The following is a 26,307-nucleotide window of genomic DNA, read 5'->3' as shown; positions in this document are numbered from 1 at the left end:
ACAAGGGGCTGTAAAACAGAGCGTGTGAGCGGGGATTTCGCCGCTTCGTTGACTTCACCCGCCGTGACAGGCAAATGTCATGGCCCAACAGAAGCGAAAAGCCGTTCCGCCCGGGGAAGAAGCAGCCTTTCTGGATGCCAGACACGGAAGATGTCATAGCCGAACTCGGCAATGAGCCGCCGCTGATCGCGGATGGCCGCAGCGGCCCGCCCGACCGGCGCGAGGTTTCAGCGCGCTGGCTGTCGGGCACCTTTCTTACCGGCGTGACCTCGAGTGTGCTGATGGGCGTGGCGTTGTTTGCCGCCCTTGACGGCCGCCAGCAGCTGGCAACCCCGCCCGAAATCGCCGAACTGGCCCAGCTCGAAAGCGGCGGCGATTCCGGCGAGGTCGCCAAGACCACCAGGCTGGTGGCGCCGCGCCAGATCGCCAAGGCCAAGGACCGCCGGCGCATGGAAGTGTCGATGGTGACCAAGGTCGGTGACCGTGACGTTATCCACACCATGCCGTTCGTGCAGATCAAGATGGCGCTGGCCGCCGGCCACACCACCAACCGCGCTTATCCGCCTTTCGACCCGATGCAGGTGTTCGGCGACGATGGCGACTCGACGCCGGCGCAGCCGGCGACGGCTTCCGCAGTTGGGGGCCAGATCTACGGCGCCAAGGTCGAAAGCGAGATGAGCCTGAAGACGGTCGATTTCCCGGTCGAGACGGCCTCCTTCGACGAGAAAAGCGACCTGTCCGCCGACGAGGTGGAAAAAGTGGTGCGCGAAGCCGGCACCGACCTCAGCGACGGCGCCGTGCAGGTCGCCTCGCTGCATTATGTCGACCCGCAGCGATTCGGCGATGCCTTCGCCGAATCGATGGCCGGCTCCTACGACGTCAAGATCGTGCCGGAAAACGTCTCGGTGGCGCCGCGCGTCGCGCTCGACGACCAGACCCCGGCTTTCGCCGAGGAAATCATTCCCTTCACCAGGGACCGCGACATTGCCGAGGCTTTCGCTGATTCGGGCTATACGGGCGATGACGCCACCGGCATGGCGGAGGCGATCGGCAAGCTGCTCAACGCACCGGCGCTGAAGGCCGGAACCGTGCTGCGGGTCGGGCTCGAGGTACATGGCGACGCCGCCAAGGTCGTTCGCACCAGCGTCTATGACAAGACAACGCACATCGTCACCATCGCGCTCGACGACCGCGGCCAGTATGTGCCGGCGCAGGAACCGGAGCCGAACCCCGAATTGCTGACCGCGTTCGACGATTCGTCGGCACCGGTGGTGGTGCGCGGCAATCTGCCGAACGTCTATGACGGCATCTACCGCGCCGCCTATTCCTATGGCATGTCGAAGAAGCTGACCCAGCAATTGGTCAAGCTCCTGGCCTCCGGCGTCGACTTCCAGTCCAGGCTCAATCCATCGGACCGCATCGACGTCCTGTTCTCCCAGCCGGACGGCGACGACCAGGCCTCCGACGAATCGGAACTGCTCTATGTCTCGTCGACCTTCGGCGGCCAGACACGCAATTTCTACCGATTCCAGATGCAGGACGGCTCGACCGACTATTTCGACGAGGACGGATCGAGCGCCGAGCAGTTCCTGTTGCGCAACCCCCTGCCCGCCGGGAAATTCCGCTCCGGCTTCGGCGCCCGCCGACATCCGATCCTCGGTTATGTCCGCATGCATACCGGCGTCGACTGGGCGGCGCCGATCGGAACGCCGATTATCGCCGCCGGCAACGGCACCATCGAAAAGGCCGGCTGGGCCGGCGGTTACGGCAAGCAGATCATCATTCGCCATGCCAATGGCTACGAGACCTCCTACAATCACCAGAGCGCCTTTGCCAAAGGCATCGAACCGGGCGTTCATGTCCGCCAGGGCCAGACCATCGGCTTCCTCGGTCAGACCGGCCTCTCCACCGGTCCGCATCTTCACTACGAGCTGATCGTCAACGGCACCAAGGTCGACCCGATGCGCGTGCGCCTGCCGGTCGGCAAGGTGCTGAAGGGCGACGACCTAGTCGCTTTCAAGCGCGAGCGCGAGCGCATCGATGAACTGCTCAAGCAGGAAGACAGCAATCCGCTGAAGGTCGCGAGCGCCAAGATCGAAGGCTAATGCATGTCGCCCAGAAGTGTGCCGCGGCTCTGGGGCAGGGACATGCGTCAAAACAAAGACTTAAAGCGCGTCGTATGAATCCGTTTTAGCGCGACGCGCTTTAAGCCGTCACACTCGACGCCGGCGAATCATAATCGCCCGATCAGAGCATTCCGAATCGGGTCGGCTCCGAATCAGGTCGACTGCTCCTCTTCGGCTCGTGACCAAGGCAGCTTTTGCCCCGAAACGGTGGCCCAGGCGATAACAGCGGCAAGGAGGCAAAGCACGGCCGTCACTGTCGACACGGCCGCGAACGCCGCATCGCTGGCGGCGAGCCGTGTTGCATCAAGGTCTGGCGCCAGGCCGGCCAATGCCGGTTCTCCGAACCCCGGAATGCCCGGCCTGACGCTGGTATCGAGCATCGTCGAATAGACCCAGGCCGCGAGCGAGCCCATCGCCGCCACAGCAATCAGCCCGCCAATGCGCGAAACCGCATTGTTGATGCCGGAAGCGGCGCCGGTATCCTTGTCCTCGACCGCGGTCATGACCGCCGTCGACAGCGGCGACACCACCAGCGCCATGCCGAGCCCCATCACCGCCATCAGCGGAAAGATACCGGTCCAGAAATTGTGCATGCCGGCATGAGTGAGCAAAGCCAGCCCGGCAAAGGCGATGGCGACCACCAGGCAACCGCTGGCGATCGGAAAACGCGGACCGATGCGATCCGACCACTGGCCGACGAGACCCGACAGCAGCGCGATCGACGCTGACAGCGGCAGGAAGATGAAACCGACCTCTTTGGTGCTCAGCCCCCATCCGGCGATCAACAGCATCGGCAGGTAGAACAGATTGGCGGACAGCGCGAAATACAGGAAGAAGGTGGCGAGGTTGGCGCCGGCGAAGGCGCCGATCCGAAACAGCTTGAGATCGATCATCGGCTCGCGCTGCCGAAGCTCGAAGACGATGAAGATGATAAGCAGCACGGCGCCTGCGGCGATGCTCGGCCCCGACATCAGCCCGCTGCCTTCGGCGCTCATCGAGGTCAGTCCGTAGGCAAGCGCCCCGAAGGCAAGCGTGGCGAGAGCGGCGCCGCCGAGATCGAGGCTTCGCTTCTCCGTCGGCGCGTCGGCGGGAATCTTGGCCAGCAGGAGATAGATCGAGATCAGCCCGAGCGGCAGGTTGACGGCGAAGATCGCCCGCCAGATACCGCCGCCAAAGGCCGACAGAACGAAGCCGCCGAGCACCGGACCGAGCGCAGTCGTCAGCGCCGAGGCGGCGGCCCAGATGCCGATCGCCCGGCCGCGCTCCTTCTTCGGATAGGCCTTGGCGATGATGGCGAGGCTGCCCGGCACCATGATCGCCGCACCAATGCCCTGAATGGCGCGAAAGGCGATGAGCACCAGCGCATTCGGCGCCACCGCGCAGGCCAGCGAAGCGACGATGAACAGCGCAATGCCGGCAACGAAGGCGCGCCTGAGGCCAAACCGGTCGCCGGCGGCGCCGCCGGCCAGAATCAGCGCCGACAGCGTCAGCGCATAGGCGTTGGAAATCCACTGGACCTCGGCCAGGCTGGCGCCGAGGTCGACGCGCATTGCCGGCATGGCAATGGCCAGGATCGACCCGTCGATGAAGCCGAGCGCTGACGCCAGGATCGCCGCTACCAGCACGAACTTGCGCTGCGACTGCGGGCAAAATGTACCGTTGGAAAGCGACCTGGTCAGGGGAACGGCTGCGGCTTCGCTCGGAGACTTCATGAGCGTCTGCTTAGACTTCTTGCGGGCCGGCAACAACCAGCCAGCACCCTGCGCTCATGAATCCAGCTTTGGATATCGGCCTGCCTTATGGGCAGGCCGATATCACTGCGCTGGAGCGCTCACTTGCTCCGCAACATCATCGGCCGAGGGACCGCCGACGAACTCGACGGTGACGCCCGGCGACACCAGCTTGGCCAGTTCACGCGCATCCCAATTTGTCAGGCGCACGCAGCCATGGCTTTCGGTCTTGCCGATCTTGGAGGGATCGGGCGTGCCGTGAATGCCATAGGTCGGCTTGTCCAGCGCGATCCACACCGAGCCGACCGGGCCGTTCGGACCCGGCGGGATGGTCAGGATCTTGTCGTTCTGGCCCTGCTTGAAATTGATGCTGGGGTTGTAGGTGTAGTTCGGATCGAGCGCGACGCGCGACACCGTATGAGTGCCGGTCGGCGAGGGCGTGTCGGCTGAACCAATGGTGGCCGGATAGGCCGCGACCAGCTTGCCACCGGCGTCATAGGCGAACACCTGCTTCTTGTCCTTGTCGGCGACGATGCGGGCAACCGGCGTCGCCACCAGCCTGCCGAAATTGGCGACCTTGATGATGGTGCCGGGACGGCTGAAGTCGGCCTCGGGATTGAGCCCCTTCAGGTAGTTCTCGTCCATGTGGAACCGTTCGGCCAAGGCTTCGGTGACGGAGGTGTAAGCCATGCGGTCGAGCTGCGCCTTCTGGCTGTAATCCTCCGGTATCGAGGCGACATAAGGCCCGGCCGCGTCCTCGGGCGTGATCGTATAATTGGCGAAAGCATCGCCACCGGTCTGCGCCAGCGCAGCCTGGATGCCGACGGCGTCGGTCGAGCGCAGATTGCTGCCGGTGATCTGGTTATAGGCGGCAAGCGCCTTGTCGACATTGGAGCCGAAGCGCCCGTCGACGACGCCGGGTGAAGCGCCGGCGCGGTCGAGCAGCACCTGCAAGGCGGCTACATCCTGGCGTGCGCCGAGTGAGAGCGAGGGATCGACCACGGTCTTGCCACCGGCGTTCGGCGGCAGCGCGGCCTGGTCGGCGGGCGCCGCCGGTTCGGCGGGATCGATAGAGGCTTCGTTCAGTGGCTGGCGCTTGACGGGCCGCGGTTCAGCGGATTTCGGCGCTTCCGGATAGGTGTCGCTGTCATTGGCATCATCCTGCGGAGCGGCCCCCAGGAATCTGTCGCTTTCAGGATCGTATTCATCAACCGGCGGGCCGGGGATTCGTCCCTGATCGTCCAGTTGCCTGCGGCGGAAACGCGCCATGTCTTCGGGATCGTCGAGATAGTAGCGGTCGTCGTTTTCGACCGGTGCGCGTCCAAGCTCACGTGCCCGCATTTCCCGGCGCAGCGCGCGGCGGTCGAGCCTGGTCTGCGGCGGCTGGATGGCGATGACCTTGCCGGTCTCGGCATCGACGATGACGCGGTTGCCCCTGGCGTCGTAATAGATGTCGAGATTGCCGTCCTGGGCAAGCACAATGCCGCCGCTATCGGCGGCGCGGACGGCCGGCAGTGCGTTGTCCACAGTCGGCGATGCCATGGCGCTGGACGTGAGCAGCCCGGCGGCGAGCACCGAAAAGGCAAGGATCGTGCGGAACATGGTGGTCAAACTCTCCGGTACTTACAGCGCCGCGCGTCCGTTTGGACGCGCAAAGGACGCTGTAACACTTCATGTCTGCGCATGATCCTTTCCGAAAATCGAATTTCGATTTTCGGGGTCATGCGTAATTGCCGCCGCCCGGCAGTGTTCCCACCAGAACGTTCTCGCCACCGTTTGGATGCGCAAGGAACGCCCTGATCGTCAAAAGCCTGCAGGCAAACCCCTTCGCCAGCAAACCACAACATAAGCTTTCCAACATGAACCGGGCATGAAGATGGCGGATTACTGGTTGCTACAGGCCCAATTCCTTGCGCGTCTGCTTCGTCAGCTTGAGGACGACGAGGCGGTGGCTTTCGCCGAGATAGTCCTTCAGCGCATCATCATCCATGCTCTGGCTTGTCTGACGCTGGATCCATTTCATGCCGCGCGAGGCGAGATAGGGCGCCGGCCGGCAGCCGGGCTGATCCTTCAGCACGTCATAAGCCATCTCAGAGCATTTGAAGGTGACGAAGACGCCACCCTCCCGGTCATGGCCGGCGATGGTGAAGACCTTGCCACCGACTTTCCAGACATCGGCCCCGCCCCACTGCACGACGTGCGTCGTCTGCGGCAGCGAGGCGCAGAAGCTGTTGTAGTCGTCCAGCGTCATCTGCACCCCCGTCAAAGGATTGTTGTTTCATAAGAAAATGCCGCGCGTCCGGTCGGACGCGCGGCGTTGGATCAGGCTGCCGCGTCGGTCGGCACCACAGTGGGCCTGGACCGGAAATTCAACCGGTCGGAGCCGGCGGTGACCTTGACGGTCGAGCCGTCGAGTATCTCGCCAAGCAGGATTTTTTCCGCCAGCGGATCTTGCAGGTCCTTCTGCATCACCCGCTTCAGCGGCCGCGCGCCATAGGCCGGGTCGTAGCCCTTCGCCGCCAGCCAGTCGATCGAATCCTGGTCGAGCGACAGTGTGATCTTGCGGTCGGCGAGCAGGCTTTCCAGCCGCTTGAGCTGGATCTCGACGATGCGGCCCATATCCTGCCGGCGCAGCCGGTGGAACAGGATCACCTCGTCGACGCGGTTGAGGAACTCCGGCCTGAACGAGGCTCTCACCACGCTCATAACCTCGTCGCGCACGGCATCGACGTCCTGCTCTTCGCCGAGATTGACCAGATATTCGGCGCCGAGGTTCGACGTCATGACGATCAGCGTGTTGCGGAAGTCGACCGTGCGGCCCTGCCCGTCGGTCAGCCGCCCGTCGTCGAGCACCTGCAACAGCACGTTGAAGACATCCGGATGCGCCTTCTCGATCTCGTCGAACAGCACAACCTGATAGGGCCGGCGCCGCACCGCTTCGGTCAGCGCACCGCCTTCCTCATAGCCGACATAACCGGGAGGCGCTCCGATCAGCCGGGCGACCGAGTGCTTCTCCATGTATTCCGACATGTCGATGCGCACCATGGCGCTCTCGTCGTCGAACAGGAAATTGGCCAGCGCCTTGGTCAGTTCGGTCTTGCCGACGCCGGTCGGTCCGAGGAACATGAACGAGCCGATCGGCCGGTTCGGATCCTGCAGCCCGGCCCGGGCACGACGCACGGCCTTGGACACCGCCTGTACCGCTTCGCCCTGGCCGACGACTCGCTTGCCGATCTCGTCTTCCATGCGCAGCAGCTTGTCGCGCTCGCCCTGCAGCATCTTGTCGACCGGAATGCCGGTCCAACGCGACACGATATGGGCGACGTGGTCGGGCGTGACCACCTCTTCGACCATGCCGGCCTTGCCGTCCTGGGCTTCGGCTTCCTTCAGCTTCTTTTCCAGTTCCGGGATCTTGCCATAGGCAAGCTCGCCGGCGCGCTGGAATTCACCCTTGCGCTGGGCAATGGCGAGGTCGTTGCGGGCCGCGTCGAGCTGCTTCTTGAGGTCAGCGGCGAGGCCAAGCTTCTGCTTCTCCGACTGCCATTTGGCGGTGATCTCGGTCGATTCCTCCTCGAGGCCGACGAGTTCCTTTTCGAGACGCGCGAGCCGGTCCTTTGACGCCTCGTCCTTCTCGACCTTCAGTGCCTCGCGCTCGATCTTGAGCTGCATGATGCGGCGATCGATTTCGTCCAGCGCCTCGGGCTTGGAATCGACCTGCATCCTCAGCCGCGACGCGGCTTCGTCGACAAGGTCGATCGCCTTGTCCGGCAGGAAACGGTCGGCGATGTAGCGGTTGGACAAGGTCGCCGCCGCGACCAGCGCCGAATCCGAGATGCGCACCTTGTGGTGCTGCTCGTACTTCTCCTTCAGGCCACGCAGGATCGACACGGTGTCTTCCACCGACGGCTCGTTGACGAAGACCGGCTGGAACCGGCGGGCAAGGGCCGCGTCCTTCTCGACATGCTTCCTGTATTCATCGAGCGTGGTCGCGCCGACGCAGTGCAGTTCGCCGCGCGCCAGCGCCGGCTTCAACAGGTTCGAAGCGTCCATGGCGCCATCGGCCTTGCCGGCGCCGACCAGCGTGTGCATCTCGTCGATGAACAGGATGATGCCGCCGGCCGCCGAGGTGACTTCGTTGAGCACGGCCTTCAGCCGCTCCTCGAACTCGCCGCGATATTTGGCGCCGGCAATCAGCGCGCCCATGTCGAGCGCCATCAACTGCTTGTCCTTCAGCGATTCGGGCACGTCGCCATTGACGATGCGCAGCGCCAGACCTTCGGCGATCGCCGTTTTGCCGACGCCCGGCTCGCCGATCAGCACCGGGTTGTTCTTGGTACGCCGCGACAGCACCTGGATGGTGCGGCGTATCTCGTCGTCACGGCCAATCACAGGGTCGAGCTTGCCGGCGCGGGCATCGGCGGTGAGGTCGCGCGCGTATTTCTTCAGCGCGTCATAGCCCTGCTCGGCGCTCGCCGAATCGGCGGTACGGCCCTTGCGGACGTCGTTGATCACCTGGTTCAGCGCCTGCGCTGTGACGCCGGCCTTGGACAGGATATCGGCCGTCTTGGCCGACTTCTCCATCGCCAGCGCCTGCAGCAGCCGCTCGACCGTGACAAAACTGTCGCCGGCTTTCTTGGCCAATTCCTCGGCGGTCGAAAACACCTTGGCCAGCGGCTGCGCCAGATAAAGCTGGCCGTTGCCGCCTTCCACCTTCGGCATGGCCTCAAGGGCGGTCTCGACGCCAAGCTTGACGTCGCGCACGTTGCCGCCGGCGCGCTCGATCAGCGAGGCGGCCAGCCCCTCATCGTCATCGACGAGGACCTTCAGCATATGTTCGGGAGTGAATTGCTGGTGATTGCGCGAGAGCGCCATGGTCTGGGCGGACTGAATGAATCCGCGGACGCGCTCGGAGTATTTCTCGAGGTTCATATCTGTCTCCTTCCATCACCGGCCCGCTTTGCGGCACCGGATCAGATTGCGGTGACGGACCCGCTCATCCGAGCCGGGTCCAGTTCACGCCAGATATGGGGCGCAAGCCATTGCCGCTCAAGACGTCCGGCTGATGATATTGCATGGCCGAGCAAACGAAAACGGCGGAGATTTCTCTCCGCCGTTTCATCGACTTATGTCTTGTGGGTCAGTTGTTGGCGTCGACGGCGAACGGGTCGCCGGCAGGGCTTTCGGCCGGCGCCGCATCCACCACGTCAACAGCGGCAGCGGTCTCGCCGGCGCCATCCACCACCTGGCCACCACCAGACTGTTCGTCACCGACCTGATCGGCATTGTTGCGCGGGCGGCGCGGACGCCGCGGGCGACGGGCAGCGCCGCTCTCGGCGGCTGCCTCATTGAGTTCGGCCCGGGCGGCAAGAGCCGCCGGCGACAGGTTTTCGTACAGCGGCGCCGGCTCGGAGAAACCGCTCTCGGCTTCGGGCTCAACCGCGGAAACGGTTTCCGCCTGTGCCGGGGTTTCGGTGAAGCGCTGCTGGTCGCCGCGCTGGCCGTTCTGCTCGCCACGCTGGGCAAAGTCGCCACGCTGGTCGTTCTGGCCATAGCCGCCATTGGGGCGGCGGTCACGGTTGCGGCCATTGTTGTCGCGGCCGTTGTTGTTGCGGCCATTATTGTCACGGCCATTATTGTCACGGCCACTGTTGTTCTCGCGGCCGTTTTCCTGGCCGTATGCGAGTTCGGCCGGCGTGCCCTCAATCGTCGGCTGCGGACCGTTGCCGTGGTTCGCCATCGGCGCTTGAGTCTCGCCGCCATTGCCGCTGCCGGCATTGTCAAAATCGTCGCGATCTTCATCGTCGTCGAATTCGTCGCGGTTCTGCGGGGCATTCTGGATCGGCATCTGCGCCTGTGCGGCGGCAATGATGCGGTTGTAGTGCTCGGCGTGCTGGAGGTAATTTTCCGCCATAACCCGGTCGCCGGCGCTTTGCGCATCACGGGCCAGAGTGGCGTATTTTTCGGCGATCTGCTGAGCCGATCCACGGATTTTCACGTCCGGGCCGTTGCTCTCGTAGTTGCGCGTCAGGGGATTTGGGCCCTTGCGGTTGTTGTTGTTGTTATTGTTGTTGCCACCGCCGCCGCCATTGTTGTTGCGACCGCGCATGCGCCTGTTCTGCTGTTGTGGCCTCATAAGACTCTCTTCATTTTGAAATTTTCGAAAAACGTTTCGCGAACGGAGGCGCTCATGCAGCCAGCCGTTTCGTTTCTTCACCGGCGTTCGCCCGCATCAATTGCGTTGGCGCCACGTGTCATCCTGTTCCGGTTACATCACTTGCCGGACGATTCCCGCACGAAGCTTGGGCGTCGTTTGCGCAAGAAGGCAGCTATTTCCAAGGAAACCGAATCGCTAAGAGCACTGCCTGCTTCGTCTCATCCGGTTAGGGCGGACCCTAGCCGCATTCCCCGGCATTGCCAAGCGCTTTTTTGCACTGCGTCAAGGCTTTCCCTGTTCAAACATAAGAACCCTGTCGTTTCCGCCAAGATCGACAAATGCCCCGGCCAGCCTGTAGCCGGCTGCCGCGAATATGTCTTTGACCTCATTGCGCTGCGTGTGGCCGATCTCGACCGCTATCTTGCCTTCTGCTTCCAGAAACTTTGCCGCCTCGGCGGCGATGATCCTGTAGGGGCCAAGACCGTCCACACCGCCATCAAGGGCTCTGTGCGGATCGAAATCGCGGACCTCGTCCTGCAGATTTCCAATGTCTCCGGACGATATATAGGGAGGGTTTGCGGCAATTACATGGTATCGGCCCGAAACTTTTTCGAACCAGTCGGACTGCAGCCCCACGAACCGGCCGGCGAGTCCGAGTTGCTCGGCATTGCGTATCGCGGTTGCCAGCGCGTCTTGTAAAATATCGACCCCGGTGGCGGTCGCGGCCGGAACCGCGCTGAGCAGCGCCAGCGCAATCGCGCCGGTACCGGTGCCGAGATCGAGGATACGGCATTCCCCCAGCCTTTTGGCCGTCGCGCCGGCAAAAGGCAGGATCGCCTCGACCAGCGTTTCGGTGTCCGGCCGCGGCTCCAGCGTTTCCGGCGACAGCGACAGCCGCAGGCCGTAAAACTCGCGAAACCCGAGGATGCGGTGCACCGGTTCGCCGGCCATGCGGCGCTGCAGAGCAGCGCCGATTGCGGCAACCGCACCCGCATCGACCGTCCGTTGCGGGTCGGCGATCGCCTGCGTACGGTCCGTGCCGGAAAAATGTTCGACGATCAGCCTGGCATCCAGCGCCGGGTCGGAAAGGCCGGCCGCGGCAAGCCGCTCCCGCGCCGCCCGCAACAACGGCCCGAGCGCGCCGGGCAACATGTCAGCCATCGAGGCCGATATCGGCGAGCAGCTTCGACTGATGGTCGGCGATCAGCGCATTGATGACCTCGTCGAGCTCGCCCATCATCACCCGGTCGAGCTTGTAGAGCGTCAGGTTGATACGATGGTCGGTAAGGCGGCCCTGCGGGAAATTGTAGGTGCGGATGCGCTCCGAACGGTCGCCCGAACCAACCTGCGATTTGCGTGACTCCGAGCGCTCCTCGTCTGCCTTGCTGCGCTCGAGGTCGTAAAGCCGCGCACGCAGGATCTGCATGGCTTTCGCCCGGTTCTGATGCTGCGACTTCTCCGCCTGCACCACCATGATACCGGTCGGCAAATGGGTGATGCGCACCGCAGAATCGGTGGTGTTGACGTGCTGGCCGCCCGAACCCGAGGCGCGCATCGTGTCGATCCGGATGTCTTCGGCGCGAATGTCGATGTCGACCTCTTCGGCCTCCGGCAGTACGGCCACCGTCGCCGCCGAAGTGTGGATGCGCCCGCTGGCCTCGGTCGCCGGCACGCGCTGCACGCGGTGCACGCCGGATTCGAATTTCAGATGCGCAAAGACGCCCCTGCCGGAAATGGTGGCGATGATTTCCTTGAAGCCGCCGGCATCGCCGTCGCTGGCCGACACCGTCTCGAAGCGCCAGCCGCGTTCGGCGGCATAGCGCTCATACATGCGAAAAAGGTCGCCGGCAAACAATGCCGCCTCGTCGCCGCCGGTGCCGGCGCGGATTTCAAGGATGGCGTTCTTGTCGTCGGCCGCATCCTTAGGCAACAGCAGGATCTGGATGTCCTTTTGCAGCTGTTCGATACGCGCTTCGACGCCCGGCAGATCTGCCTCCGCCAGGGCCCGCATCTCGGCATCGGTGCCCTTGTCGGCAAGCATCGCCTCGAGGTCGGCTTGCTCGCGCTCGACTGAGCGCAGTTCCCTGACCTTGGCCACCATGTCCTGCAGCTCGGCATATTCCGAGGCCATCTTCACATAGGCATCGGCCGCCGGGCCGGCCGACATCTGCGCTTCGAGCATCTCGAAACGCTTGACGACCTGATCCATACGCTCGCGGGGAAGATTGACCATGGCTAATGCTATAGCGGGATGGAGCGGTCGTCGGCGAAGGCCTGCAGCAGCGCCCGCATCGGCAGCCCTTGAGCTGGCGCCATCAGATTGTCGGCAAAGAAAGCCTCCAATTCCTCCAGTGGCAGTTCGGTCAACATCGCCTTGACCGGGCCGATCGAGGCTGGAGACATCGAGATCGAGCGGTAGCCAAGGCCGATCAGCGCCATGGCGGAAATAGGTTTTCCGGCAAGCTCGCCGCACAGCGTCACCGGCGTGTGGTTGCGAACCCCGGCGTCGGCGATCTGCTTCAGAACCCGCAGGAAAGGCGTCGAAAGCGTGTCGAAGCGGTCGGAGAGCTGCGTGTTCCCCCGATCGACCGCCATGACGAACTGGAACAGGTCGTTGGAGCCGACCGAGACGAAATCGACCGCCTTCATCAACTCGTCGAGCTGGAACAGCAGCGACGGCACTTCCAGCATGGCGCCCACCTTGAGGCTGGTCGGCAGATGGTGGGCAAAGCGGGAGAGATGCCGCACTTCGCGGTCGATGATCTCGCGCGCCTGGGCGATTTCGCCGAGTTCGGTAACCATCGGCAGCATCAGCTTCAGTTCGCGCCCGCCGCAGGCCTTCAGCAGAGCGCGGATCTGGGTCCTGAGCAGACCCGGCCGGTCGAGCGTCAGCCGGATCGCGCGCCAGCCGAGCGCAGGGTTTTCTTCCTGGATGGCGCCCTTGAAGTAGGGCAGCACCTTGTCGCCGCCGATGTCGATGGTGCGGAAGGTGACCGGCTTGCCGCGCGCCGCGTCCAGCACGTCGCGGTAGAGCCGCTCCTGCGCCTCGGCACGCGGGAAGGTCGAGGCGACCATGAACTGCAATTCGGTGCGGAACAGGCCGATGCCGGCGGCACCCGCCTCGGCCAGCTGCGGCAGGTCGACGGCCAGGCCCGCATTCATCAGCAGGTCGACCTGGACGCCGTCCTTGGTCACCGACGGCTTCTTGCGCAGTTCCCGGTAGACTTCCTGCCGGCGCGCCCGGAAGCGCACTTTTTCGGCATAGGCAGCTTCGAGGTCGGGCTGCGGCCGCAGATGGATGGTGCCTTCCTCGCCGTCGACGATGATGGCATCGCCGTTTTCCGCCATGGAAACGGCGCCCTTCATCTGGCCGGCGACCGGAATGCCCATGGCGCGCGCTACGATGACGACATGGCTGGTGGCAGCGCCGTCTTCCAGCACCACGCCGCGCAGCTTGTCCCTGGGATAATCAAGCAGTTCGGCCGCGCCCATCGAGCGCGCGACCAGGATGGCATCCTTCGGCAGTGACGCCGCGACGTCGTCAGGCCCGCGCCCCATCAGCTGGCGCAGCAGCCGGTTGGCGAGATCGTCGAAGTCGCTCATCCTCTCGCGCAAATAAGGATCGGTCATGTGCAGCATGCGGGCGCGCATGTCGCTTTGGACCTTTTCCACCGCCGCTTCCGCTGTCAGGCCGTTGCGGATCGCCTCTTCCAGCCGGCGCACCCAGCCGCGGTCGTTGGCAAACATGCGATACGCTTCGAGCACCTCGCGATGTTCGCCCTCGAAGGCGACATCGCGCCGCTCCAGCATGTCGTCGATAGAAAGCCTGAGCGAACCGAGCGACGTCTCCAGCCGGCGCACCTCTTCCTCACTGTCCTCGTTGAACAGATTGGTGACGACGATGCGTGGCTCATGCAGCACGACATGGCCGAGGCCGACGCCCTCGTTGAAGGACAGGCCGGTAAAGCTGACGGGACGGCGCAGATCGAGTTCGAGGCCGGGCCGGGTCAGGCGAGCGAGATCGCCGGTGGCGATCATCTCGGCGATCACCATGGCGGTCGTTTCCAGCGCCTCGACCTCGTCGTCGCGGTAGTGGCGCATGGTCTTGTTCTGCACCACCAGCACGCCCAGCGTGCGCCCTGCCCTTAGTACCGGCACGCCGAGGAAGGAATTGTAGATCTCTTCGCCCGTCTCCGGCAGGTAGGCGAAGGCCGGATGTTCCTGTGCATTGGAGAGGTTGAGCGGCCGCGCGCTCGCGGCAATGGTGCCGACGAGGCCCTGCCCCAGCCGCAGTTGCGCCAAATGGACGGCGTTCGGGTTCAGACCTTCGGTGGCATAGAGTTCGAGCACCGAATCGGCGCGCAGCACATAGAGCGAGCAGACCTCGGCGACCATGTTGGAGGCGATGTCGCGCACGATCCGGTCGAGCCGCTCCTGCGGCTCCAGCGGCTCCTGCATGAGCTCGCGGAGCCGTTTCAGCAGAACGCGCGGGCCGCTGGCCGTATCACGCATCGCGGCTTCTTCTCCAATGGGCATTTTGCCCGCCGCAGTTTCCACTGCGACCGGCGCACACGCAACAACTCAAATCGCTCTCGCTACTGCTTATCCAGACCGTACACGGAATGCAAAGTACGAACCGCGAGTTCCGTGTAGGGACCGTCAATCAGTATCGAAATCTTGATCTCGGAGGTAGTGATGGCGCGGATGTTGATCGCCTTGTCGGCCAGCGCCTTGAAAGCGGTGGCGGCCACACCGGCATGGCTGCGCATGCCGATGCCGATGACCGAAACCTTCGACATGCCGGCTTCCGACTGCACCACGTCATAGCCGATCGAAGCCTTCAGACGCTCCAGCACGGCCAACGCCTTGTCCACGTCGCCGGACGGCACGGTGAAGGTCATGTCGGTGAACTTGCCGTCCTCGGAGATGTTCTGGACGATCATGTCGACATTGATGTTGGCCTCGGCCAGCGGGCCGAAAATGCCGGCGGCAACGCCCGGGCGGTCGCCGACGCGGCGCAGAGAAATCTGCGCTTCGTCCTTGGCGTAGGCAATTCCGGTGACGACCTGCTGTTCCACGATCTCTTCCTCGTCGCAAATGAGCGTTCCCGGAGGATTGAGCAAATCCCCCATTCCGGGCGCATCGGGATCGTCGAAGGACGACCGCACGAACGTACGCACCCTGTGCACCATGGCAAGCTCGACCGAGCGCACCTGCAAGACCTTGGCGCCGAGCGAGGCCATTTCGAGCATTTCCTCGAACGAAATCTTGTTGAGCCGCCGCGCCTTCGGCTCGATGCGCGGATCGGTGGTGTAGACGCCGTCGACATCGGTGTAGATGTCGCAGCGATCGGCCTTGACCGCCGCGGCAATGGCCACCGCGCTTGTGTCGGAGCCGCCGCGGCCGAGCGTGGCGATGCGGTTGTCCGGGCCGATGCCCTGGAAGCCGGCGACGACAGCCACCTGGCCCTCGCCGAAGCGCTTGATCAGGAACGCGCCGTCAATGTCGAGGATGCGCGCCGCGCCATGCGCGTTGTCGGTCTTGATCGGGATCTGCCAGCCCTGCCATGAGCGGGCGTGCACGCCCATATTCTGCAGTGTGATCGCCAGCAGGCCGGCAGTCACCTGCTCGCCCGAGGCGACCACGGCGTCATACTCGCGCGCGTCGTGCATGGGCGAGGCTTCGCGCGTCCAGCCAACCAGTTCATTGGTCTTGCCCGCCATCGCCGAAACCACGACAGCGACCTCATGGCCGGCATCGACCTCGCGTTTGACGTGACGCGCCACATTGCGGATGCGGGCGATGTCGGCGACGGAGGTTCCGCCGAATTTCATCACGATGCGCGCCATGGAAGCGAAATGCCTTTGACTGAAGCCGGCCCAGGACCGAAAGGGGAAGTAAGCGCTCGACAGAAGCCGGCCGCTGAATGCGCGCCTCCTTAGCCAAATGATCACGGTTTCGCAAGGCTGGCGGCGGATGCCGGCTTCAGGATCGCGGCATATTGCGTTCGGCCCCGCCGCCGCTTACCAAATGCTGCCCGCGGGAAACTCCTTTTGGTCCGGCATATCGAATGATTGTTCGCCTTCGACGCGCCATGCGGTGGCAATCGCTGCCGCTGTTCATCGGCTTCGCCGTGCTGGCGTTGATCGTCGGCACACGCGCCGTGCTGGTCGAGACCCAGAGAGCCAATCGTGAGGCCGCGCGCGAGGCGGTCGAGTATCAGGAATTGCTTTCCGGTTTGCTTGCGATGGCTCAGGAGGCCGAGACCAGCCAGCGCGGCTATCTCCTGACCGGCGAGAAATCCTACCTCCAGCCTTATCGGCAGGCGGTCGACGCCATTCCGGGCCAGCTTGCCCGCATCGACGGCATGACCGCGCCGGACGACGAACTCGTGCAGCAGATCAACCACGTCAAGGACGCGCTTTCACAAAACCAGGCCGAATTGGCTGAGACGATTGCACTCTACGATCGCGGCGATGCGGCAAAAGCTCTGGAACTGGTCCGCAGCGGCCAGGGCAAGGCCGCCATGGACCAGATCCGGGCCAGCATGGACACGATCCGGCGCATTGGCGGCGCAGCCATCGCCGCGCGCGACGCTCATACCGACCGGGTCGAAAACTGGCTGCGAATCGGCTCGATAGCGGCGCTGCTGGCGATCTTCCTGCTTGGCGCCTACACGGTTCGCCTTTCGCGCCGCCGGTTCCGCGCAGTGGCGATCGCCCAGGAAGAGCTGATGCGCAAGAACATCGAGCTCGGCAACGAAATCCAGACGCGTGAAAAGGCCGAATCGCAGATCCGCCAGATGCAGAAGATGGAGGCTGTGGGCCAGCTGACAGGCGGTATCGCCCACGATTTCAACAACATGCTGGCGGTGATCATCAGCGCCATGAACCTCGCCCAGCGCAAGCTGACGCGGGGCGAGCACGACATCATGAAATTCATCGAAGCGGCGACCGATGCGGCGACCCGGGCCGCAAACTTGACGTCACGGCTGCTTGCCTTCTCGCGCCAGCAGCCGCTCGCGCCTCAGGTTGTAGACGCCAATCGTCTGGTCGCCGGCATGTCGGACCTGCTTCGGCGGGCGCTTGGCGAAACCCTCCGCATAGAAACCGTGCTGGCTGGCGGCCTGTGGAAGACCCATGCCGATCCGAGCCAGCTCGAAAATGCCATTCTCAACCTGGCGGTCAATGCGCGCGACGCAATGGGCGAGGACGGCAAGATGACCATCGAGACCGCCAACAGCCACCTCGACGAGGGCTACGCCGCCACCCATGCCGAGGTCAAAGCCGGCCAGTATGTAATGATTGCGGTCAGCGACACCGGCGCCGGCATGCCGGCGGACGTCATGGAGCGGGCTTTCGAGCCATTTTTCACCACCAAGCCAGTCGACAAGGGCACCGGCCTCGGGCTGAGCCAAGTGTTCGGCTTCGTCAAACAGTCCGGCGGACACGTCAAGATTTACTCGGAACCCGGCCAAGGCACCACGATCAGGATCTACCTGCCGCGCTTCTTCGGCCCGGAAGAGGCCGCCATATCTTCGGAACGAGCCGGAAATCCTGCCGTGCCGGTCACCGAAACCATCCTTGTCGTGGAGGACGATCCACGCGTGCGGGCTTCCACCACGGATGCCATGCGCGAACTCGGCTACACCGTCATTCATGCCGCAAGCGGCCAGGAAGCGCTGGAAAAGCTGGGCGACAACCCTGGTGTGGCGCTCATGTTCACCGATATCGTCATGCCGGTGATGAATGGGCGCAAGCTCGCCGAGGAGGCGCTGGCGCGCATGCCGAAGCTGAAGGTGATCTTCACCACCGGCTTCACCAGGAACGCCGTCGTCCACAATGGCGTGCTCGACCATGACGTGCATTTCCTGGCCAAGCCCTTCACCATCGAGCAGCTGGCGGCGAAATTGCGCGACGTGCTGGACGCAAGATGACCGAGACCCTGGAAATCGTCACCTTTCGCCTCAAGCCTGGAGCGGAAGCGGCCTTTGCCGCCGCCAACAACCTGGTCGCCGACTGGCTGGCGCGGCAACCTGGTTTCGTAAACCGCTGCCTGGCGCGGCGGGACGATGGCGGATGGGTCGATGTGGTGCGCTGGCGAAGTCGCGAGCAGGCTCTCGCCGCCGCGGGCCGCATCATGGCCGAGATCGGCGATTGCGAAGCGATGCGGGCCATCGATCCCGCAAGTGTTGCGATGGAACATTCGGCAATTGTGATCTCGAGGCCATAGGTCGACTAGCCAGCAGTCGCAAAAACCGTCCTTGACTTTCTTGCCCCGGCACCCGACTTCCTAGCGTCCGAGGAGACCCGCCCCATGCCAGAGGCCCGACGATCGACAATCGATGCCGGAGAAGTGGAACGCTTTTCCGCGCTTGCCGCCGAATGGTGGAACCCGAACGGCAAATTCCGTCCGCTGCACAAATTCAACCCGGTCCGGCTTGCCTATATCCGGGACCAGGTGGCGGCGCGCTTTGGCCGCGATCCGCGGGCGGCGCGGCCGTTCGAAGGCCTGCGTTTCCTCGATATCGGCTGCGGCGGTGGGTTATTGTGCGAGCCGATGGCAAGGCTTGGCGCCGAAGTGGTCGGCGCCGACGCCTCGGCAACCAACATCGAGGTGGCGAAGCTGCACGCGGCCGAAGGCGGCGTGACGGTGGATTATCGCGCTACGACCGCTGAGGATTTGGCCGATTCCGGCGAGAAATTCGACGTCGTCCTCAACATGGAAGTTGTCGAGCATGTTGCCGATGTCGACCTGTTCATCGGCAAGTGCGGCGAGATGGTCAAGCCCGGCGGCATCATGTTCGTGGCTACCATCAACCGCACGCTGAAGGCACTGGGCCTGGCCATCATCGGCGCCGAATATGTGCTGCGGTGGCTGCCGCGCGGCACCCACCAGTTCGGCAAGCTGGTGCGGCCCGAAGAGCTTGAAAAGGCGCTCGGCAGCGCCGCCATGACCATCATCGACCGTACCGGCGTGACCTACAATCCTCTCGCCGACCGCTGGGCACGCTCCAAGGACATGGACGTCAACTATATGGTGCTGGCGGAAAAACGATCGGTCTGAACGAAGGGGCGGCCGTGGACACTATGAGGGCCCGAGAGCTGGCGCTCGATCTGCCCGAAACGGTCGAGCAATCGCATTTCGGCAAGGCTGACTTCCGCGTCCGCAACCGTATCTTCGTCTCGCTGCCCGAAGCCGACCGTGCTGTCGTCAAGCTCGACCGCGACCAGCAAGAGATGATGGCCGCGGCTGAGCCATCGGTTTTCAGGCCCGTGACAGGCGGCTGGGGCCAAAAGGGATGGACGTCGATTATGCTCGAAGCCTGCGACGAACAGACATTCCGCAGCGCAGTTCGGACGGCCTGGCGAAACGTCGCCCCGCCGGCGCTACGGAAGCGCCTCGACGCGAGCCAAATTTGAGCTTGAGCAGTTCGAGCAAAGTGTGAAGCGGTTTTCCCGGGAAAAGCGCATAGCGCTTTGCCTAGGGAATTGCGTAAACCAAAGACCCTATGCCTTCTGGCTCTGCGCCTTGGTGGTGATGATCACGCCGATGGTGATGATCACCGCGCCGGCCCAAGTCAGCAACTGGTAGTGCTCGCCGAGGAAGATGGTTCCGGCAAACAGGCCGACGGCCGCCGCCACATAGCCGATCTGGCTGAGATAGACCGGACCGCCCACGGCCTGCAGCCGGAAGAAGAAGGCAAACATCGCCGAGGCCGAAGCGACTTGCGCCACGACAACCAGCGGCACGGCCCTGAGCGGGGCGAAAGCGCCAACGCCGAACAGCGTGAGAATGCCGATCAGCAGCAGCGTCGCCGAGGCCAGGTGGCTGCCGACGGCCAGTTCGATCGGACCGGTGCCTTCGGGCCAGTCGACGGTGCGATAGATATTGCCGGCGGCAAGGCTGACCGGGATCAAAAGTCCGACCAGTACCCAGAAGAAATCGGCCGGCTGGCCGGCCTCGCCGCGAGTCACCGCCACCATGACCGCGCCGATGAAGCCGACGGCGATACCGATACTGCCGAGCATATTTGGCCGTCGAACGCCGAGCAGGATCGAAAACACCAGTGTGATGACCGGCGACAGCGTGAACATGATGCCGGTATAGCCGGCGCCGAGATGCGGGATAGCCGAAAACATCAGCAGATTGGGCACGGCGTAGGACACGGCGGCGGTGATGAAGAAATAGCGCAGTCTGTGCGAGGTGAGCCGCATGCGCTCGCCGTTCGCGAGCAACGCGCACAGCAGCACGCCCCCGGCGCCGAACGAGATAACGAAGGCCCAGACCATGGCCGGAACGCCGGCAGCCGTCGCCAGCTTGCCGAACGGCAGGGTCAGGCCGAGCAGGCCGCCGGTGACGACCAGCAGGCCAAGCGCCGATTCCCAGAGAAATTTCATCGGATGGTCCCGTCACTCACTTGCGGCACTGGGTCGAAACTGTATCTTGAGGTAGCATACCACAAAGATTCTTAACGTCAAGATACTTAGCGGTGAGACAGATGGATCGCGCGGCAAAGGCGGTGGAGCAATGGAAGCGGGAACGGCCGGACCTGGAGGTGTCGCCAATGCTGGTGCTTGGGCGGCTGAACGAAGCCTCGTCGCTAATCGCCCGCGAGCGCCTCGCCCCGCTGTTTGCCCGTTTCGGGCTGCAGGCCGGCGAATTCGATGTGCTGGCGACGCTGCGCCGCTCCGGCCAGCCCTACGCGCTGACACCGACCGCTCTATACGAGGCGACGATGGTGACCTCTGGGGCCATGACCAACCGGCTCGACCGGCTGGAGAAGGCCGGACTGATCCTGCGCGGCCCGCACCCCAACGACCGGCGTGGCATTGTCGTGCAACTGACCGAAAAAGGTCTGGCCTTGATCGACGAAGCCCTGACCGCCCACGTCGCCAACGAGCATGAAATCCTCGCCGGGCTCACCGGCACGGAGCGGGGGGCACTGGCTCAGTTGCTTGGCAAATTGATCGATAGCGCCAGCTGATCGCTCAATTGCGCTCCTCGGGAAAACTCGGGATCGGCATGAAATCGATGCCATCCTCGGCCAAGCTCTTGGCTTCGTCCAACGTCGCCTCGCCATAGATGCCGCGCGCATCGCTCTCGCCGAAATGGATCTTGCGCGCTTCTTCGGCAAACTTGTCGCCGACATAGTCGGCATTCTCGCGCACCTTCTCGGCCATCGCCTTCAGTTGCGCCAAAGCCTGCTTCTGGGTTTCGCCCATGGCCAGCGCAATTGTTTCCTGCTTCCGCGCGGTGGAGACGGCTGGCGCCATCAGCGCCTTTTGCACCTTGTGCGAGCCGCAGCTCGGGCAATCGACGAAGCCGCGCTTCCTCTGCGTGTCGAAATCGTCATTGCTGCGAAACCAGCCCTCGAATTCGTGCTCGTGCTCGCAGATCAGGGCAAAGCGGATCACGAAGCCGCGCCCCTGAGCCGCGGCACTTCAGCCGTGCCGGCATTGACGGCAAAATCGCGCGCATTCCTAAGGTTGGGGATTTTTTTGCGCGCGGCCGACGACTGTGCGGTATCGATCTCGCCGATAATCACGCCCGGCTCGGCATGGACGGCCTCGGCGATGATGCGACCCCACGGGTCGACGATCAGCGAATGGCCATAGGTCTCGCGGCCGTCCTCATGCAGGCCACCTTGTGCTGCAGCAACCACATAGGCGCCGTTCTCGATGGCGCGGGCTCGCAGCAGCACATGCCAGTGCGCTTCGCCGGTCTGGCGGGTGAAGGCGGCAGGCACCGACAAGAGGTCGGCGCCGGCCATCGCCTCGGCGCGGAACAGCTGCGGAAAGCGTAGATCGTAGCAGACGGCAAAGCCCAGCCTGGCGCCGTCGATCTCGGTGACGACCGCTTCGGTGCCCGGCTCATAGGCGGCGGATTCGCGCCAGCTTTCGCCATTGTCGAGATCGACGTCGAACATGTGGATCTTGTCATAGGTGGCGAGCGTCGCGCCATCCGGCCCAAACAGCAGCGCCCGGTTGGCGAGCTTGCCGTCGGCGCGCAGGATGGCGGTAGAGCCAATATGCAAGAAGACGCCGAGTTCGCTGGCGAGCTTGCGCGCGGTCGCCACGACGATGTCCTTGTCTTCCGAGGTGAAGGAAGCAGCCCTGGCTTCCTTGTCGCGAATCAGCGCTCCGGTCATTTCCGGGGTCTGGATGTAGGTTGCACCGAGGCCTGCCGCCTCGCGAACCAGCCGTTCGAGATCGACCGCGTTGCGCTCGGGGCTCTCGCCCGAACGCATCTGGATCGCCGCCGCCTTGAAAACACCCATCGTCACGTCCTCTTTGAGCAATTCCAGGAAAAGTGTGTACCGGTTTTCCGTCCGAAATTGCATAAAAACAAAGACATAGAGCGGCCCTACGAACCGCTCTTTGTCGTCGAGCCGTTGGCAAGCAGCCTGTCCAGCTGGCCCCGCGCCTCCAATTCGTGGAGGTCGTCGGAGCCGCCGACATGCGTGTCGCCGATGAAAATCTGCGGAAAGGTCGAGCGGCCATGCGCCCGCGAAATCATTTCCTGGCGCAATTCCGGCGAAAACGAAGCGTCATGCTCGGTGTAAGCGACGCCCTTGCGTTCGAGCAGCCGCTTGGCCGCCGCGCAATAGCCGCACATCATACGGGTGTAAATCGTCACATCGAGCATCGGTCCGTGCCTTTCCTCGACCTTATATAGTCGCGGACTCGTCGGCCCGAAAGTCCCCCGGCAGGACACGCGCGAAGGTCAGCACATCGACCGCTCCGGCGCCGCCCTTCTTCAGCGCCCTGGCGACCGAGCGTACGGTGGCGCCGGTGGTGTAGACATCGTCGACCAGAAGCACGCGGCGCCCAGTGATCTCGATTTCGGCTTCCGCAGGCACACGGAAGGCGGCGCGGACATTGGCCTCGCGCTCCTGCCGCTCCAGCCCGACCTGCTGGCGCGTGAGCTTGACGCGCCGGACCGCCGAGGGCGAGAAAGGCAGCCCGCTAAGCTGCGCAACCGCCCTTGCCAACTCCGCCGACTGGTTGAACTGCCGGCGAAAGAAGCGCCGCCAGTGCAGCGGCACCGGTACGACGACATCGGCGTCTGCAATTAGCTCAGCGCCGGCGCGCAGCATCCAGCGCGCCATCCACGGCGCCAGATCGGTGCGATCCTGGTATTTCAGACCTTGCACCATCTGGCGGGCGACACCTGAATAGGCCACGGCCGCCCGCGCCCGCTCGAACAGCGGCGGATCGGCGATCGCCTCGGCCGACAGGAATCCCTCGCCCATATCGTGCGTGAATGGCGTGCCCATCACCGCGCACCATGGCCGCTCCAGCAGCCTGAGTTTCGGCCAGCAGGCACCGCACAAAACGCCGGGTTGCGAGACGTGCCTGCGACAGCCGGCACAGACCGGCGGGAACAGCATCCGCGCCGGCCAGTCCAACATGGCCAGTTTCAACATGGTTTGAGCGAGGCTCTTGATCTCCATCACCGGATCGGCCACGTGGTTTTGTCGTCCGCGCCAGGATATCACTAGACGGACAAACAGGGATGTCTACCGTTGCAGCCGATCATCGATACTGAACTTTGGCTGGTGCGCAAGCGCAGGGCGCTGGCCCACCCCGTAGCCGGCGCGGATTTTCTGATGCGGCGGGCGGCGGAAGACCTTGCCGACCGGCTCGGCGCGGTCGAGCGGAAATTCGGCAAGGCCGCGGTGCTGTTTTGCCAGACGCCGGACGCAACGGACGTGGTCGCTGCAAGCGGCAAGGCAGCGGAGATCGTGCGCGTCGAGGCAGATCCAGCGTTTCTGGACGGCCGGCCAGGGCTGATAGCACCGCTGGAAACAGTGCCGTTCCAGCCGGAAAGCCTCGACCTCGTCGTTTCACTTCTGTCGTTGCAGGCGATGAACGACATTCCCGGCATGCTGGTGCAGATCCGCCGCGCTCTGCGGCCCGACGGGCTTTTCCTCGGCGCCTTTGCCGGCGCCGGCACGCTTTCCGAATTGCGCGAAAGCCTGCTCGCCGCCGAGACCGAACTCTGTGGCGGCGCCAGCCCGCGTGTCATCCCCTTCACCGATGTTCGCGACGCCGGCGCACTGCTGCAGCGCGCCGGACTGGCGCTGCCGGTGGCCGACGTCGAAACGGTGACCGTCCGCTACGATACCCTCTTCGACCTCATTGCCGATCTCAGGGCGATGGGCGAAACCAGCGCGCTGACCGATCGCAGCCGGCGACCGGGAGCGCGAAAGCTTTTTACCCGTGCCGCCGAAATCTATGCCGAACGCTTTTCGGACGCTGATGGCCGCATCAGGGCAAGCTTTTCCATCGTCTGGATGTCGGGCTGGGCGCCCGATGCCTCGCAGCAAAAGCCCTTGAAACCGGGTTCGGCGAAGGTCTCGCTGAAGACGATACTGGAAAACCCCGGCGGGCGGTGACGGCGCTCCGGATCAGTGCTCGGCGAAGGCGTTTGCGAGCCTGCTGTTGTTGTCGCTGAACAGAAACTGGATCGCATTGCTGGCCTTGCCGACACCCCCGACGATGGCAAGCGACAGCACCGCAACGATCAGGCCATATTCAATGGCCGTGGCGCCTGTTTCGTCCTGCAAAAATCGGCGCAGCAATGGCTTCATGATCGTCGATCCCTCTCATCCCCGACCATATCGCCGACCTGTTAAGAAAGGTTAACGGCACAAGCTTAACAGGCTGTGAAATGGGCCTGCGTTGAGGAAGTTCTCAAGCTGGTGTCGACCTTGTTGGTCAGCAGTCGCCGCTGCGTTGGCCGTCGGCGCGGATGATGCAGACTGAGCTCGGTGAGGGCTGCAGCACGCTTCTGCGCAGCGTATAGGTGGCCCGCGAGCCGATCGAACCCGTGCTCATCGGGTCGAGACCGCCTGCAAGAGCATCGCGGCTGGATGATCGCGTCTGGTTGTCCAGCACGGGGACCGCGATCAGCGCCAGCGCCACTGCGGCCGAGCCGAACAACAGCGTGACGCGCAATAAGCCGACGCCGGCGGCGCGATAGCTGCGATCTGGCCGGATCGAGTCCCATTCCCTGTCGAGGCTCATGCAATCGCTCCCCGCGAACCCGCTTTGCCGCAATTTTTCACGACGAGATAAATCTTCCATTAACGCTGGCTAGATCAGACCGCGAAATGGCTTTGTATCACAACAGGTCGATGAGGAACTGGATCAGCGGCGCGTCGGCCGGCGGCATGGGATAGTCGCGCATCTGCTTTGGCCGCACCCATTTCAACGCCTGCCCTTCCCTGGGCTGCGCGATGCCGCGGAAGCGGCGGCAGACGAACAGGGGCATCAGGAGATGGAAATCATCATAGGAATGGCTGGCGAAGGTGAGCGGCGCCAGGCAAGGAATGTCGGTCTCGATGCCGATTTCTTCCTGCAGTTCGCGGATCAGGCATTGTTCCGGCGTCTCGCCTGGCTCTACCTTGCCGCCGGGAAATTCCCACAGGCCGGCAAGCTGTTTGCCCTCGGGCCGCTGCGCCAGAAGCACGCGGCCATCGGTATCGACCAGCGCGCACGCGGCGACCAGCAGCAGGCGTTTGCCGGTGATCTCGCTCATGCGCCCGGCGGCCGGCGATAGTGGTAGCGATAGACTTCGTCGAAGCCCAGCGAGCGATAGAGCGCCAGCGCCGGCGCATTGCCGGCCTCGACCTGCAGCCAGGCTTCGCGAGCGCCACGCAGCCTCGCCCACTTCAGCGCCGACAGGATCAGGTTGCGGCCATGGCCCTGATTGCGCGCCGACTTGGCGGTGGCGATCTCGAACAGGCCGGCAAGATCGCCGTCATGGACGCAGATCAGCACCGCCAGAGGGTCGGCCCCTTCCTCCAGCGCAAACAGCCCGACTTCGGGTTGGATGGCGCCGATGATTTCCGAAAGACCGGGCCGCAGCGATGCATCCGAGCCGCTGACCTTGAGCGACGCGCCGAGAAAGCGGCTGATATCCTTCAGCGGAATCTGGTCCATGGCCGGCGCCAGTTGCGCGTCCGCCAGCGGCAGCCGCATCACCAGGGATTCGTCGAATGTGCTCCAGCCCTCATTGTCGAGATGCTTGGCTAGGTCCGGCCCCGACAGCGGCGAGATGCGGAAGGTCAGCGGCCTGCCATAGGCGTCGAAGCGCCGGCTGGCGCGGCCGATGCGCTCGGCAATGTGCTGGGTGTCGCCGGGATCGAGCGGGTTGACCGAGTTCAGCCGCTTGGCCGGATGGCCGGCTGTCAGCCGCACCACCCAGGTGCCGTCATAATGCACGGCCGCCGCCGGCCAGGCGCGAAACCCCGCAGCCTCGTAGCGGCGCACGATGGCGAGCATGCTTG

25 protein-coding genes are annotated in these 26,307 nt (G+C 64.0%); 7 read left to right on the top strand and 18 right to left on the bottom strand.

Going from position 1 to position 26,307, the window contains the following annotated elements:
- The first annotated feature begins 134 nt into the window (after positions 1–134).
- Entirely contained in the window at positions 135–2,105 is a 1,971-nt protein-coding gene (locus NKI35_RS00715; RefSeq protein WP_023686664.1) for a M23 family metallopeptidase, read from the top strand.
- Positions 2,106–2,278: 173 nt separating this feature from the next.
- Here NKI35_RS00715 and NKI35_RS00710 read toward each other — a convergent pair whose 3' ends face one another.
- The 9 genes from NKI35_RS00710 to NKI35_RS00670 form a co-directional block, all read right to left on the bottom strand.
- Positions 2,279–3,838: an MFS transporter gene (locus NKI35_RS00710; protein WP_023685769.1), complete on the bottom strand. Its 1,560-nt coding sequence runs from the start codon at positions 3,836–3,838 to the stop codon at positions 2,279–2,281.
- A gap of 102 nt (positions 3,839–3,940) precedes the next feature.
- Entirely contained in the window at positions 3,941–5,458 is a 1,518-nt protein-coding gene (locus tag NKI35_RS00705; protein WP_352738067.1) for a L,D-transpeptidase family protein, read from the bottom strand.
- A 292-nt stretch (positions 5,459–5,750) separates the two neighbouring features.
- A complete protein-coding gene (locus tag NKI35_RS00700) occupies positions 5,751–6,107 on the bottom strand; it encodes an MmcQ/YjbR family DNA-binding protein (RefSeq protein ID WP_023685771.1) in 357 nt (118 codons plus the stop codon).
- A gap of 71 nt (positions 6,108–6,178) precedes the next feature.
- Complete coding sequence (gene clpB, locus NKI35_RS00695) at positions 6,179–8,785, bottom strand: ATP-dependent chaperone ClpB (RefSeq protein WP_023672968.1); 2,607 nt, start codon at positions 8,783–8,785, stop codon at positions 6,179–6,181.
- A 208-nt stretch (positions 8,786–8,993) separates the two neighbouring features.
- A complete protein-coding gene (locus NKI35_RS00690; protein ID WP_023693990.1) occupies positions 8,994–9,989 on the bottom strand; it encodes a DUF4167 domain-containing protein in 996 nt (331 codons plus the stop codon).
- 303 nt (positions 9,990–10,292) lie between these two features.
- A complete protein-coding gene (gene prmC, locus NKI35_RS00685; RefSeq protein ID WP_023748457.1) occupies positions 10,293–11,171 on the bottom strand; it encodes a peptide chain release factor N(5)-glutamine methyltransferase in 879 nt (292 codons plus the stop codon).
- Entirely contained in the window at positions 11,164–12,243 is a 1,080-nt protein-coding gene (gene prfA, locus NKI35_RS00680) for a peptide chain release factor 1 (RefSeq protein WP_023712842.1), read from the bottom strand. The genes prmC and prfA overlap by 8 nt, the downstream gene beginning before the upstream one ends.
- An 8-nt stretch (positions 12,244–12,251) precedes the next feature.
- Complete coding sequence (gene ptsP / locus NKI35_RS00675; protein WP_023693992.1) at positions 12,252–14,522, bottom strand: phosphoenolpyruvate--protein phosphotransferase; 2,271 nt, start codon at positions 14,520–14,522, stop codon at positions 12,252–12,254.
- Between the two features lie 83 nt (positions 14,523–14,605).
- Positions 14,606–15,859: an aspartate kinase gene (locus tag NKI35_RS00670; protein WP_023685777.1), complete on the bottom strand. Its 1,254-nt coding sequence runs from the start codon at positions 15,857–15,859 to the stop codon at positions 14,606–14,608.
- A gap of 245 nt (positions 15,860–16,104) precedes the next feature.
- Between NKI35_RS00670 and NKI35_RS00665 the strand changes: the two genes are divergently transcribed.
- From NKI35_RS00665 to NKI35_RS00650, 4 genes are all read left to right on the top strand, one after another.
- Positions 16,105–17,946, top strand: coding sequence for a CHASE3 domain-containing protein (locus NKI35_RS00665; protein WP_023751718.1), 1,842 nt, complete (start codon positions 16,105–16,107; stop codon positions 17,944–17,946).
- Positions 17,943–18,242: an antibiotic biosynthesis monooxygenase gene (locus NKI35_RS00660; protein WP_023685779.1), complete on the top strand. Its 300-nt coding sequence runs from the start codon at positions 17,943–17,945 to the stop codon at positions 18,240–18,242. Before NKI35_RS00665 ends, NKI35_RS00660 begins: the two co-directional genes overlap by 4 nt.
- An 84-nt stretch (positions 18,243–18,326) precedes the next feature.
- The gene (ubiG, locus tag NKI35_RS00655; RefSeq protein ID WP_023672976.1) at positions 18,327–19,076 is read left to right on the top strand and encodes a bifunctional 2-polyprenyl-6-hydroxyphenol methylase/3-demethylubiquinol 3-O-methyltransferase UbiG; all 750 of its coding nucleotides are present in this window, start codon (positions 18,327–18,329) and stop codon (positions 19,074–19,076) included.
- Positions 19,077–19,099: 23 nt separating this feature from the next.
- Positions 19,100–19,432, top strand: a complete 333-nt coding sequence (locus tag NKI35_RS00650) for an MmcQ/YjbR family DNA-binding protein (protein WP_023685781.1) — start codon at positions 19,100–19,102, stop codon at positions 19,430–19,432.
- An 87-nt stretch (positions 19,433–19,519) separates the two neighbouring features.
- On the opposite strand, the gene NKI35_RS00645 is transcribed toward NKI35_RS00650, so the two are convergent.
- Positions 19,520–20,410 (bottom strand): DMT family transporter, encoded by an 891-nt coding sequence (locus NKI35_RS00645; RefSeq protein ID WP_023727011.1) that lies wholly within the window; start codon positions 20,408–20,410, stop codon positions 19,520–19,522.
- A 101-nt stretch (positions 20,411–20,511) separates the two neighbouring features.
- Here NKI35_RS00645 and NKI35_RS00640 point away from each other — a divergent pair, with 101 nt between their 5' ends.
- Positions 20,512–20,997 (top strand): MarR family winged helix-turn-helix transcriptional regulator, encoded by a 486-nt coding sequence (locus NKI35_RS00640; protein WP_023672979.1) that lies wholly within the window; start codon positions 20,512–20,514, stop codon positions 20,995–20,997.
- Positions 20,998–21,001: 4 nt separating this feature from the next.
- On the opposite strand, the gene NKI35_RS00635 is transcribed toward NKI35_RS00640, so the two are convergent.
- From NKI35_RS00635 to NKI35_RS00620, 4 genes are all read right to left on the bottom strand, one after another.
- Positions 21,002–21,427 (bottom strand): DUF1178 family protein, encoded by a 426-nt coding sequence (locus NKI35_RS00635; protein ID WP_023685783.1) that lies wholly within the window; start codon positions 21,425–21,427, stop codon positions 21,002–21,004.
- A complete protein-coding gene (locus tag NKI35_RS00630) occupies positions 21,424–22,290 on the bottom strand; it encodes a carbon-nitrogen hydrolase family protein (protein ID WP_023804565.1) in 867 nt (288 codons plus the stop codon). Before NKI35_RS00630 ends, NKI35_RS00635 begins: the two co-directional genes overlap by 4 nt.
- An 86-nt stretch (positions 22,291–22,376) precedes the next feature.
- Entirely contained in the window at positions 22,377–22,658 is a 282-nt protein-coding gene (gene grxC, locus NKI35_RS00625) for a glutaredoxin 3 (RefSeq protein ID WP_023804564.1), read from the bottom strand.
- A gap of 22 nt (positions 22,659–22,680) precedes the next feature.
- Complete coding sequence (locus NKI35_RS00620) at positions 22,681–23,466, bottom strand: ComF family protein (protein ID WP_198026958.1); 786 nt, start codon at positions 23,464–23,466, stop codon at positions 22,681–22,683.
- A gap of 72 nt (positions 23,467–23,538) precedes the next feature.
- On the opposite strand from NKI35_RS00620, the gene NKI35_RS00615 reads away from it, so the two are divergent.
- The gene (locus tag NKI35_RS00615) at positions 23,539–24,411 is read left to right on the top strand and encodes a methyltransferase domain-containing protein (protein WP_286454826.1); all 873 of its coding nucleotides are present in this window, start codon (positions 23,539–23,541) and stop codon (positions 24,409–24,411) included.
- Between the two features lie 12 nt (positions 24,412–24,423).
- Here the strand turns inward: NKI35_RS00615 and NKI35_RS00610 are convergent, their stop codons facing one another.
- The 4 genes from NKI35_RS00610 to NKI35_RS00595 all read right to left on the bottom strand — a co-directional run bounded on the left by NKI35_RS00610 (position 24,424) and on the right by NKI35_RS00595 (position 26,302).
- A complete protein-coding gene (locus NKI35_RS00610; RefSeq protein WP_023672984.1) occupies positions 24,424–24,606 on the bottom strand; it encodes a Flp family type IVb pilin in 183 nt (60 codons plus the stop codon).
- A gap of 127 nt (positions 24,607–24,733) precedes the next feature.
- The gene (locus tag NKI35_RS00605; protein ID WP_352597431.1) at positions 24,734–25,042 is read right to left on the bottom strand and encodes a hypothetical protein; all 309 of its coding nucleotides are present in this window, start codon (positions 25,040–25,042) and stop codon (positions 24,734–24,736) included.
- A 97-nt stretch (positions 25,043–25,139) separates the two neighbouring features.
- Positions 25,140–25,556, bottom strand: coding sequence for an 8-oxo-dGTP diphosphatase MutT (gene mutT, locus NKI35_RS00600; protein WP_023685791.1), 417 nt, complete (start codon positions 25,554–25,556; stop codon positions 25,140–25,142).
- Positions 25,553–26,302, bottom strand: coding sequence for a GNAT family N-acetyltransferase (locus tag NKI35_RS00595; protein WP_023713717.1), 750 nt, complete (start codon positions 26,300–26,302; stop codon positions 25,553–25,555). The genes mutT and NKI35_RS00595 overlap by 4 nt, the downstream gene beginning before the upstream one ends.
- Positions 26,303–26,307: the final 5 nt, after the last annotated feature.

Origin of the sequence: Mesorhizobium sp. M0676, assembly GCF_040320535.1 — a bacterium.
Taxonomy (GTDB): domain Bacteria; phylum Pseudomonadota; class Alphaproteobacteria; order Rhizobiales; family Rhizobiaceae; genus Mesorhizobium.
This window is presented reverse-complemented; position numbering and strand designations above follow the sequence as displayed.

Coding starts and splice junctions, on each gene's coding strand:
- NKI35_RS00715 (WP_023686664.1), top strand. CDS start 135: ATGCCAGACACGGAAGATGTCATAGCCGAACTCGGCAATGAGCCGCCG.
- NKI35_RS00710 (WP_023685769.1), bottom strand. CDS start 3,838: ATGAAGTCTCCGAGCGAAGCCGCAGCCGTTCCCCTGACCAGGTCGCTT.
- NKI35_RS00705 (WP_352738067.1), bottom strand. CDS start 5,458: ATGTTCCGCACGATCCTTGCCTTTTCGGTGCTCGCCGCCGGGCTGCTC.
- NKI35_RS00700 (WP_023685771.1), bottom strand. CDS start 6,107: ATGACGCTGGACGACTACAACAGCTTCTGCGCCTCGCTGCCGCAGACG.
- clpB (WP_023672968.1), bottom strand. CDS start 8,785: ATGAACCTCGAGAAATACTCCGAGCGCGTCCGCGGATTCATTCAGTCC.
- NKI35_RS00690 (WP_023693990.1), bottom strand. CDS start 9,989: ATGAGGCCACAACAGCAGAACAGGCGCATGCGCGGTCGCAACAACAAT.
- prmC (WP_023748457.1), bottom strand. CDS start 11,171: ATGGCTGACATGTTGCCCGGCGCGCTCGGGCCGTTGTTGCGGGCGGCG.
- prfA (WP_023712842.1), bottom strand. CDS start 12,243: ATGGTCAATCTTCCCCGCGAGCGTATGGATCAGGTCGTCAAGCGTTTC.
- ptsP (WP_023693992.1), bottom strand. CDS start 14,522: ATGCGTGATACGGCCAGCGGCCCGCGCGTTCTGCTGAAACGGCTCCGC.
- NKI35_RS00670 (WP_023685777.1), bottom strand. CDS start 15,859: ATGGCGCGCATCGTGATGAAATTCGGCGGAACCTCCGTCGCCGACATC.
- NKI35_RS00665 (WP_023751718.1), top strand. CDS start 16,105: ATGCGGTGGCAATCGCTGCCGCTGTTCATCGGCTTCGCCGTGCTGGCG.
- NKI35_RS00660 (WP_023685779.1), top strand. CDS start 17,943: ATGACCGAGACCCTGGAAATCGTCACCTTTCGCCTCAAGCCTGGAGCG.
- ubiG (WP_023672976.1), top strand. CDS start 18,327: ATGCCAGAGGCCCGACGATCGACAATCGATGCCGGAGAAGTGGAACGC.
- NKI35_RS00650 (WP_023685781.1), top strand. CDS start 19,100: ATGAGGGCCCGAGAGCTGGCGCTCGATCTGCCCGAAACGGTCGAGCAA.
- NKI35_RS00645 (WP_023727011.1), bottom strand. CDS start 20,410: ATGAAATTTCTCTGGGAATCGGCGCTTGGCCTGCTGGTCGTCACCGGC.
- NKI35_RS00640 (WP_023672979.1), top strand. CDS start 20,512: ATGGATCGCGCGGCAAAGGCGGTGGAGCAATGGAAGCGGGAACGGCCG.
- NKI35_RS00630 (WP_023804565.1), bottom strand. CDS start 22,290: ATGGGTGTTTTCAAGGCGGCGGCGATCCAGATGCGTTCGGGCGAGAGC.
- grxC (WP_023804564.1), bottom strand. CDS start 22,658: ATGCTCGATGTGACGATTTACACCCGTATGATGTGCGGCTATTGCGCG.
- NKI35_RS00620 (WP_198026958.1), bottom strand. CDS start 23,466: ATGGAGATCAAGAGCCTCGCTCAAACCATGTTGAAACTGGCCATGTTG.
- NKI35_RS00610 (WP_023672984.1), bottom strand. CDS start 24,606: ATGAAGCCATTGCTGCGCCGATTTTTGCAGGACGAAACAGGCGCCACG.
- NKI35_RS00605 (WP_352597431.1), bottom strand. CDS start 25,042: ATGAGCCTCGACAGGGAATGGGACTCGATCCGGCCAGATCGCAGCTAT.
- mutT (WP_023685791.1), bottom strand. CDS start 25,556: ATGAGCGAGATCACCGGCAAACGCCTGCTGCTGGTCGCCGCGTGCGCG.
- NKI35_RS00595 (WP_023713717.1), bottom strand. CDS start 26,302: ATGCTCGCCATCGTGCGCCGCTACGAGGCTGCGGGGTTTCGCGCCTGG.